The organism is Sphingopyxis sp. MC1 (genome assembly GCF_000371385.1).
GTDB classification, from domain to species: Bacteria; Pseudomonadota; Alphaproteobacteria; order Sphingomonadales; family Sphingomonadaceae; genus Sphingopyxis; species Sphingopyxis terrae.
Genome location: NZ_AOUN01000017.1, coordinates 53,612 through 61,982, shown reverse-complemented (window position 1 = coordinate 61,982; position 8,371 = coordinate 53,612). Strand labels below are relative to the sequence as shown.

Genomic DNA, 8,371 nt, shown 5'->3' with positions numbered 1-8,371 from the left:
GGCCCAAGGGGCCCACTCCAGAGGGGGGTCTCTATGCGGAATGTTTCGGCAGTGTTGGCGAAAGGCAGCGCGCTGCTGCTCGGCAGCACGATCCTGTGCACGTCGGGAACGGCGCTCGCACAGCAAACGGCGCCGGCCAATGGCGACGACATCGTCGTCACGGCTTCGAAGCGCGAGCAGAATCTGCAGGACGTGCCGATGGCGATCACCGCGCTCGGCACCGAAAGACTGGCCGAGTTGCAGGTCAAGGAATTTCAGGACGTCGTCAAATTCCTGCCGTCGGTGACGATCCAGACGGCCGCCCCGGGTTTTGCCCAGGTCTATTTCCGCGGCGTGTCGTCGGGCGAGAATGCAAACCATTCAGCCTCGCTGCCGACCGTCGGCACTTATCTCGACGAAATGCCGGTAACGACCATTCAGGGCGCGCTGGATATCCATGCCTATGATCTTTCGCGCGTCGAGGCACTCGCCGGGCCGCAGGGCACGCTGTATGGCGCAAGTTCGATGGCGGGCACGATCAAGCTTGTCACCAACAAGCCCGACACCAGCGGCACCTATGGCGAGATCGGGGCCGAGATCAATTCGGTCGCGCACGGCAATTTCGGCGGTGTCGCCGAAGGCTTCATCAACGCGCCGCTCGGCGAGCGCGCGGCGCTGCGCCTCGTCGGCTGGTACCGCCACGATGCCGGCTATATCGACAATATTCCGGGCAGCCGCACCTATCCGACCAGCGGCATCGTCCAGAATAATTCGGCCTATGTCGAAAACAACTACAACGATGCCGACACCTATGGCGCGCGCCTCGCGCTCGGGATCGAGCTCGACGACAATTGGACGCTGCGTCCGACGATCATGGGCCAGATCCAGAAGACGAACGGCAGCTATTCGCAGGAACGGTCGAGCGCCGTCACCGGCCAGTTGCAGACCGTCCAGTACAATCCCGAATGGAGCAAGGACAAATGGCTGCAGGCGGCCCTGACGATCGAGGGCAAGCTCGGCAATTGGGATCTGACCGTCACCGGCGGCCACCTGCGCCGCCGCACCGACGTGGCGAGCGACTATTCGGATTATTCCTATTTCTATGACGCGCTCTACGGTTCGGGCTATTATCTGCGCGACAATGCGAACAATCTGATCAGCCCCAATCAGTATATCAACGGCATCGACCGTTATAAGAAGAGCTTTGTCGAGGCACGCATCGCGTCGCCCGCCGACGCACCGATCCGCTTTATCGGCGGCGTGTTCTGGCAGCGCCAGAGCCATAATATCGAACAGAATTATATCATCGACAATCTGGCCGACGATCTGAAGGTGCCCGGCACGGCCAGCGACATCTGGTTGACCAAGCAGTTCCGCGTCGACCGCGACTATGCCGCGTTCGGCGAGCTCAGCTACGACATCACCGACAAGCTGACGCTGACCGGCGGCGGCCGTCTGTACAAGTTCGACAACAGCCTGGTCGGCTTCTTCGGCTATTCGGCGGGCGTGTCGAGCCGAACCGGCGTCGCCGCCTGCTTCGGTCCGGCGATCGTTGCCGGGTCGCCCTGTACCAATCTCGACAAGCGGACCAAGGATACCGGCTTCATTCACAAGCTGAACCTGACGTACAAGCTCAGCGACAATGCCTTGATCTATGGCACCTGGTCGCGCGGCTTCCGTCCCGGCGGGATCAATCGCCGCGGCACCCTGCCGCCCTATGGTCCGGATACGCTCGACAATTATGAATTCGGCTGGAAGACCAATTGGGGTCCGGTGCGCTTCAACGGCGCCATCTATCAGGAGGACTGGAAAGACATTCAGCTTTCCTTCCTCGGGCTCAACGGTCTGACCGAAATCCGCAACGCGGGCGTAGCGCGCATTCGCGGCATCGAACTCGACCTCGGCTATCGCGAGGGCGGCTTCTCGATCAATGCCGGGATGAGCTATAATGATGCGCAGATTCGCCGCGATTTCTGCCTGATCGCGAACAGCAGTTTCGACTGCACCCTGCCCGGCAGCGACGGTGCGACCAATGCGCTGCTCGCCCCGTCGGGAACGCAGCTTCCGGTGACGCCGAAGTTCAAGGGCAATCTGGTCACGCGCTACGAATTCCCGATCGGCGGGCTGGGCGGGCATGTCCAGTTCGCGCTCAACCATATCGGCAAGCGGCGCAGCGACCTTCGCATCTTTGAAAATGCGCTCAAGGGAACGCTTAAATCCTATACCACCGCCGATATCAGCATCGGTGTGAAGGGAGAGGATTGGAAGGCCGAACTGTTCGCGACCAATTTGTTCGACAGCAACGGCATCATCAATACGGGTGTCCAGTGCCTCGAAACCACCTGCGGCGATCCCGACGGGCTGACCAGCACCGGCGGGGTATTCTACGACACGCCGATCAGGCCGCGACTGATCGGGCTCAAGGTCAGCAAGGAATTCTGACCGGGTGACGAACCCCGCACAGCAACAGGGCGAGGCCGGGCAGAAGCTCGGTCTCGCCATGTGCGTCGCGCTCGTCATGGGCAATATGATCGGGTCGGGGGTGTTCCTCCTGCCCCGCGACTTGGCACCGCTCGGCTGGAACGCCGTCATCGGCTGGGGCGTGACGATCACCGGCACCCTGTGCCTCGCCATCGTCTTTGCGCGGCTTGCGCGGCGATTGCCCGGCGGCAGCGCGACGTTCACCTACGCCAATGCCGCCTTCGGCCCCGGCACGGGATTCACCGTCGCTTGGAGCTACTGGATCAGTTGCTGGACGGCGAATGCGACGCTCGCCGTCGCGGCGGTCAGCAATCTTTCGATCGTCATCCCCAGGCTGGGCGACAAGGGGCCGCTGCCCGCGCTGGTCGCGATCGGCTTCCTGTGGCTGTTCACGCTCATCAACCTGTCGGGCATTCGCCGCGCGGGCGAGACGCAGATCATCACGCTGCTGTTGAAGCTGGTGCCGGTGATCGGCGCGGTGCTGGTCGCGGCTTGGCTGCTCGGCACCGGCGAAGGCCATGCCGCAGGGATGGCACATACCCAGCCGGTCAGCCTGTCGGCAGTAAGCGGCGCGGCAACGCTGACGCTGTTCGCGCTGCTTGGCTTCGAAAGCGCCGCCGTCGTTGGCGACCGGGTGCGCGATCCCGAAAGGATGATCCCGCGCGCCACGCTGATCGGTGCCGCGGCGACCGGCCTCCTCTATCTCCTGTCCTGCACCGCGGTCACCATGCTGCTGCCCGTCGAAACGCTGCAACAGTCGAACGCCGCCTATGCGACCTTTTTCGGAACGCTGGTCAGCCCGTTGGCGGGCGATATCGTCGCGGTCTTTGCCGCGATCGCCGCGCTAGGCGCGCTCAACGGATTCGTGATGCTGCAGGGCGAGATTCCGCGCGACCTCGCCCATCGCGGCCTGCTCCCTTCCCTTTTCGGGCGCGACAATCGTTTTGGGTCGCCGCAAATGGCGCAGATCGCGTCGAGCCTGCTCGCGAGCATCGTCGTCTATGCCAATTATTCGCGCGGGCTCGCCGAACTTTTCACCTTCATGGTGCTCATCACCACCTCGACCGCAATCATCCTCTATGTCGTCGGCAGCCTGTCAGCGCTGCGGCTGGAACAGGCGGGCAGCCTGCGCGTCTCGCCGGGTTTTGCGGCGCTCACGCTCGTCGGCTTCGGCTATAGTTGCTGGGCCTTTTACGGCGCCGGGATCGAGGCGAGCCTGTGGAGCGTCGCGATGACCGCGGCGGGACTGCCCATCTATCTGCTGATGCGCCGCCGCGGGGGCGCGGCCTCAGCGCCAGCGGGGCGCGAATAGACCGCGGTCGCGCAGGATCACCTGCGCCGCATTATGCCCCGGCGCGCCCGTGACGCCGCCGCCGGGGTGCGTTCCTGCCCCGCACATGTAGAGCCCCTTCACCGGCCCGCGATAGCCGCCATTGCCGAGCACCGGCCGCGCCGACCAAAGCTGATCGAGGCTCATGTTGCCGTGCATGATGTCGCCGCCGACCAGCCCGAACTTGCGTTCAAGACCCTTGGGGCTGAGGCGCGTCTGGCCGACGATGCTGGCGCGGAAGCCGGGCGCATGCTTTTCGACCGTGTCAATGATGCAATCGGCTGCGGCTTCCTCCTCATCGTCCCAGTCGCGTCCGCCCGGCAATTCGGGCGCGAATTGCTGACAGAAGAGGCTGGCGACATGACAGCCTTCGGGCGCGAGGCTGTCGTCGACGGTCGAGGGGATGAGCATCTCGACGATCGGCTCCTTCGACCAGCCGTCGCGCTTCGCGTCGAGAAAGGCGCGGTCCATATAGTCGAGCGTCGGCGCGAGGATGATCCCCGACTGGTGATGCTCGCCCGGTTCGGGGAGGCAGGTGAATCTGGGGAGTTCGGACAGCGCGACATTCATGCGGAAGGTGCCGCTACCGGCCTTGAAACCCTTGATCCGGCGTTCGAAGTCGGCAGGCAGGTCGCCCGCGTCCATCATCCGTTCGTAGAGCAGCTTGGGTCCGACATTGGCGATCACCCGTGCCGCGGCGATCTCCTCGCCGCCGACGAGCTTGACCCCCACGGCCTTGCCGCCGTCCACGAGCACCTTCGCTACCGGGCTTTCGAGGCTGATCTCGACGCCATGATCACGGCAGACCTTCGCCATGATCTCGGTGATCTTGCCCATGCCGCCGACGCTGTGGCCCCACGCCCCCTTCTTGCCGTTCACCTCGCCGAAGACGTGGTGGAGGAGGACATAGGCACTGCCCGGCGTGTCAGGGCTGGCATAGTTGCCGACGACGGCATCGAAGCCGAAGGCGGCCTTGACCGCCTCGCTCTCGAACCAGCTGTCGAGCATCGTGCGCGCCGACTTGGTGAACAGGTCGAGCACATCGCGCTGTTGTTCGAGGCTGAGCGTCGCGAAGCGCCGCCCCTGCCGCGCGCCGTCGAGCAGCGTGCGCATCCCTTCGCCGACATTGGGCGGAACGCGCAGCGCAAGATCACGGAGCAGCTCGGCGACATTCTCGAGCGCGTCATAATATTGCGGCAGCACCTCGGCATCGCGGGCGCTGAACTTGCGGAACTCGGCCTGCGTCCGTTCGAGCCCGCCACCGAGCTTGAGGTAGCCGCCATCCTCCTGCGGCAGGAAATTGCTGATCGGCCGTTCGATGACGCGATAGCCATGATCTGCGAGCTTCATGTCGGCGATCACTTTCGGTTGCAGCAGGCTGACCGTATAGCTCGCAACCGAATTGCGGAAACCCGGCGCAAACTCCTCCGTCACGGCGGCGCCGCCGACGACATCGCGCGCCTCCACGATGCGGACCTTGAGCCCCGCCTTGGCAAGATAGAAGGCGCAGACAAGGCCGTTGTGGCCGGCGCCGATGATCAGCGCGTCATAGGCTTTGGTCATGAAAAATCTTTCGCAAGGGGGGACTGGACATGCTGCCGCCCGAAACCGAGGCCGAGTATGCGGCCGGGAATGCGGCGCAGCAGCGGGATATGGTCGAGCAGGCGGATCGCGAGCGGGACATGATCGATCTCGCCGCGCAGCATCGGTTCGACGACGCGCTGGTGCGCGAAGCGCTGTAGCGCCTGCATCCTTGTCGTCGGCTTCCATCGACGATCCTGCACCTGTGCGAGCAACGGATCGGGATCGGCACCGGCGGCGAGCGGCGCCGCGAGGATATTCGCCGCGGCCACCGCATCCTGCACCGCAAGGTTGATCCCGACGCCGCCGACGGGCGACATCGCGTGCGCGGCATCGCCGATCGCGAGCAGTCCGGGCTGCCACCAGCGGGTCAGCCGATCGAGCGCGACCGACAGCAGCTTGACGTCGTCGAAGCTGGCGATCGCGTCGATTCCGGCGGCAAGGCCCGGCGCTATCGAAACAATGGTCTCACGAAAGGCCGCAATACCGCGCGCTTCGACCGCCGCGAAGCCGCCCTTTTCGATGATCTGCGCGCACTGCCAATAATCGCCGCGCGGGATCGCGACGACCATTCCGCCCTTGTCGATCGTGCCGAGCGGGACTTCGGTCATGTCCAGGTCCGCCGGCATCGGCACCCGGAACCACAGCACATCCATCGGCGCGCCGAGATCGTCGAGCGGCAGCCTGGCGGCATCGCGCAGCACCGACCGGCGCCCGTCCGCTGCGATGACGAGCCGTGCGGGCAGCGTTTCGCCGCTCGCCAGCGTTACGCCGTCGACGCGGCCGGTCGGATCATGGCGCAATCCGGTTGCTTCGGTCGACATGCGCAGGTCGAAGGTGCGATATTTGCGGCCTTCGCGCGCGATGAAGTCGAGCAGATCCCATTGCGGCATCATCGCGATAAAGGGTGCGGCAACGGGCAGATGCTTGAGCGTCGCGATCGTGTAGCGGCGCCCGAGCAGGTCGAGCGTCATCGTGTCGAGCGCGGCATGCGGAAGCGCGAGCAGAGCGCCGAGCAGGCCGATGTCGTCGAACAGGTCGAGCGTCGAGGGATGCACCGTATCGCCGCGAAAATCGCGAAAGAAGTCGGCGTGCTTTTCGAGCACGGTCACCGCCACCCCGGCGCGCGCGAGCAGCAGCCCCGCGACCATCCCGGCGGGACCGCCGCCAACGATCACCACGGGCGCCGTGCCGGTCAAGCGCGGCTCCACCCCGCCGCTGGCGCCTGCTCGAGCCGCGCTTCGGGAATGATCGCGCGCATCCGGGCGCAGAAATGCTTGAGGCAGACTTCCTTGTCGCTGAGCGGTCCCATCTGGAAGCTTTGCGATTGCATGCCCTGCTGGACGCGGGTGATCAGCGCCGTATCCTCGGCATTGACCTGGCGGTTGATGCGCCAGTTGAGATAACGCGCGGCCTTCATCTCGCGGCGTGCATCAGGAAGCACATAACTGATTTCGCGGATCAGGCAGCTCGTCGGGCCGGTCGGCAGCCACTGCATGAAATCGACCTGATCGGGGTAGATGTCGAAGGCGACATTGGGCCACAGCTTGAAATAGAGCCAATGGCGCTGGTTCGCTTGCGGCAGGTGCGGCACCGGCGGCAGCAGCCGCTGATAGAGCCGCTCGGACCAGTTCGCCGACGGTCGGTCGGCGAGGTCGCCCCACATGCGATCGACGCGATCTTCCGCTTCGACGCCATAGCTTTTGCCGAACAGCCGCGTCAGGCCAGGGTGGGCAACGGGGATGTGCAGGCCGTCCGAATAATTGTCGCCGACATTCTTCCAGTTCACATCGCGCGGGCGCAACGTGACGCGCCCCAATGCGCCGAGTTCTTCGAAACGATAGGGTTCGACCATCGCTTCATAGGGCGCCATCATCGCGGCGACCGACGGGCCGCCGTCGTCCTCCAGCCGCACGAACCAGAAGCCGCGCCATTGTTCGAGGCCGACGGGAACGAGCCCCGCCTTTCCCTTGTCGAGCGTGGGATAGCTCGCCGAATCGGGAACCCCCGACAGTCGTCCGTCGAGTTCGTAGGTCCAGGCGTGATAGGGGCAGACCAGTTTCTTCGCGCAGCCCGCCGCGCCGTCGACCAGCCGCGACCCGCGGTGGCGGCAGACATTGGTGAAGGCGCGCACGACCCGGTCGGCGCCGCGCACGACGATCACGCTTTCGCCGCAATAATCGATGCTGTGCCAGTCGCCCGCTGCCGGAATGTCGCTGTCATGACAGACGACCTGCCAGCTCGGTCGGAAGATGCGCGCCATTTCGGCGGCGTAGAAATCGGGGTCGCTATAGGTCCAGGCCGGGAGCGACCAGCCGTCGAGCGGATCGGGATGCGAATCGCGAAGGGGTGCAGTTGCCATGGCTCGTTCCTTGTTATACACATGTATAACAACATGACCGCCGCTCGCCAAGCCTTTACGCGCGAAAGCGCCGACGCCCGCCGGGCCGACCTGATCGACGCGACCGCGGCATGCCTTGCCGAGCTCGGGCTGGCGGGAACGAGTGTCCGCGCGATCTGCGCAAAGGCGGGGGTATCGCCGGGGTTGCTGCGCCATTATTTCGGCGGCATCGACGATCTGATCGCCGCAGCCTATCAGGCGACGAGCGACCGGATGGATGCGGTCTTCGCCGCCGCCGCCGATGCGGCGGGCCCCGATCCGCACACGCGGCTGACCGCCTATCTGACCGCCAGTTTCCGCCCGCCGGTGACCGACCCGCAATTGCTCGGCGCGTGGACCGCTTTCTGGGCGCTCGCGCGCAGCGATGCGCGCATGGCGGCGATCCACGCCGATAGCTATGCCGGCTATCGCGCCCGGCTGCACGACCTGCTCGCGCCGTGCGGCGCGCGCGATCCCGATCAGCTCGCGATCCTGCTTACCGCCATGGTCGACGGGCTGTGGCTCGAACTGTCGCTCGACGCGAGCAGCTTCGGCGCCGATGCAGCGGCAGCGATGGTCGAGCGCGCGGTGGCGGCGCTCATATAATCGTCGCCCCCGCG

The 8,371-nt window shown here is 65.1% G+C and carries 6 protein-coding genes; 3 read left to right on the top strand and 3 right to left on the bottom strand.

Annotation, left to right across the window (positions count from 1 at the left end):
- The first annotated feature begins 33 nt into the window (after positions 1–33).
- Positions 34–2,421, top strand: a complete 2,388-nt coding sequence (locus EBMC1_RS15850; protein WP_003050738.1) for a TonB-dependent receptor — start codon at positions 34–36, stop codon at positions 2,419–2,421.
- Positions 2,422–2,425: 4 nt separating this feature from the next.
- Positions 2,426–3,772 carry an amino acid permease gene (locus EBMC1_RS15845; protein WP_003050736.1) on the top strand — a complete coding sequence of 449 codons (1,347 nt, stop codon included), beginning with the start codon at positions 2,426–2,428 and terminating at the stop codon, positions 3,770–3,772.
- Here EBMC1_RS15845 and EBMC1_RS15840 read toward each other — a convergent pair.
- Genes EBMC1_RS15840 through EBMC1_RS15830 form a run of 3 tightly spaced genes read right to left on the bottom strand, consistent with a single transcriptional unit; the run spans position 3,749 to position 7,733 of the window.
- Positions 3,749–5,353 (bottom strand): phytoene desaturase family protein, encoded by a 1,605-nt coding sequence (locus tag EBMC1_RS15840; RefSeq protein ID WP_003050733.1) that lies wholly within the window; start codon positions 5,351–5,353, stop codon positions 3,749–3,751. The genes EBMC1_RS15845 and EBMC1_RS15840 overlap by 24 nt on opposite strands.
- Positions 5,350–6,570, bottom strand: a complete 1,221-nt coding sequence (locus EBMC1_RS15835; RefSeq protein ID WP_040590688.1) for an FAD-dependent oxidoreductase — start codon at positions 6,568–6,570, stop codon at positions 5,350–5,352. Before EBMC1_RS15835 ends, EBMC1_RS15840 begins: the two co-directional genes overlap by 4 nt.
- On the bottom strand, positions 6,567–7,733 hold the full coding sequence (locus tag EBMC1_RS15830; RefSeq protein ID WP_003050728.1) for an aromatic ring-hydroxylating oxygenase subunit alpha: 1,167 nt from the start codon (positions 7,731–7,733) through the stop codon (positions 6,567–6,569). Before EBMC1_RS15830 ends, EBMC1_RS15835 begins: the two co-directional genes overlap by 4 nt.
- A 33-nt stretch (positions 7,734–7,766) precedes the next feature.
- Between EBMC1_RS15830 and EBMC1_RS15825 the strand changes: the two genes are divergently transcribed.
- A complete protein-coding gene (locus EBMC1_RS15825; RefSeq protein ID WP_156001400.1) occupies positions 7,767–8,357 on the top strand; it encodes a TetR/AcrR family transcriptional regulator in 591 nt (196 codons plus the stop codon).
- Positions 8,358–8,371 lie beyond the last annotated feature (14 nt).

Coding starts and splice junctions, on each gene's coding strand:
- EBMC1_RS15850 (WP_003050738.1), top strand. CDS start 34: ATGCGGAATGTTTCGGCAGTGTTGGCGAAAGGCAGCGCGCTGCTGCTC.
- EBMC1_RS15830 (WP_003050728.1), bottom strand. CDS start 7,733: ATGGCAACTGCACCCCTTCGCGATTCGCATCCCGATCCGCTCGACGGC.
- EBMC1_RS15825 (WP_156001400.1), top strand. CDS start 7,767: ATGACCGCCGCTCGCCAAGCCTTTACGCGCGAAAGCGCCGACGCCCGC.
- EBMC1_RS15840 (WP_003050733.1), bottom strand. CDS start 5,353: ATGACCAAAGCCTATGACGCGCTGATCATCGGCGCCGGCCACAACGGC.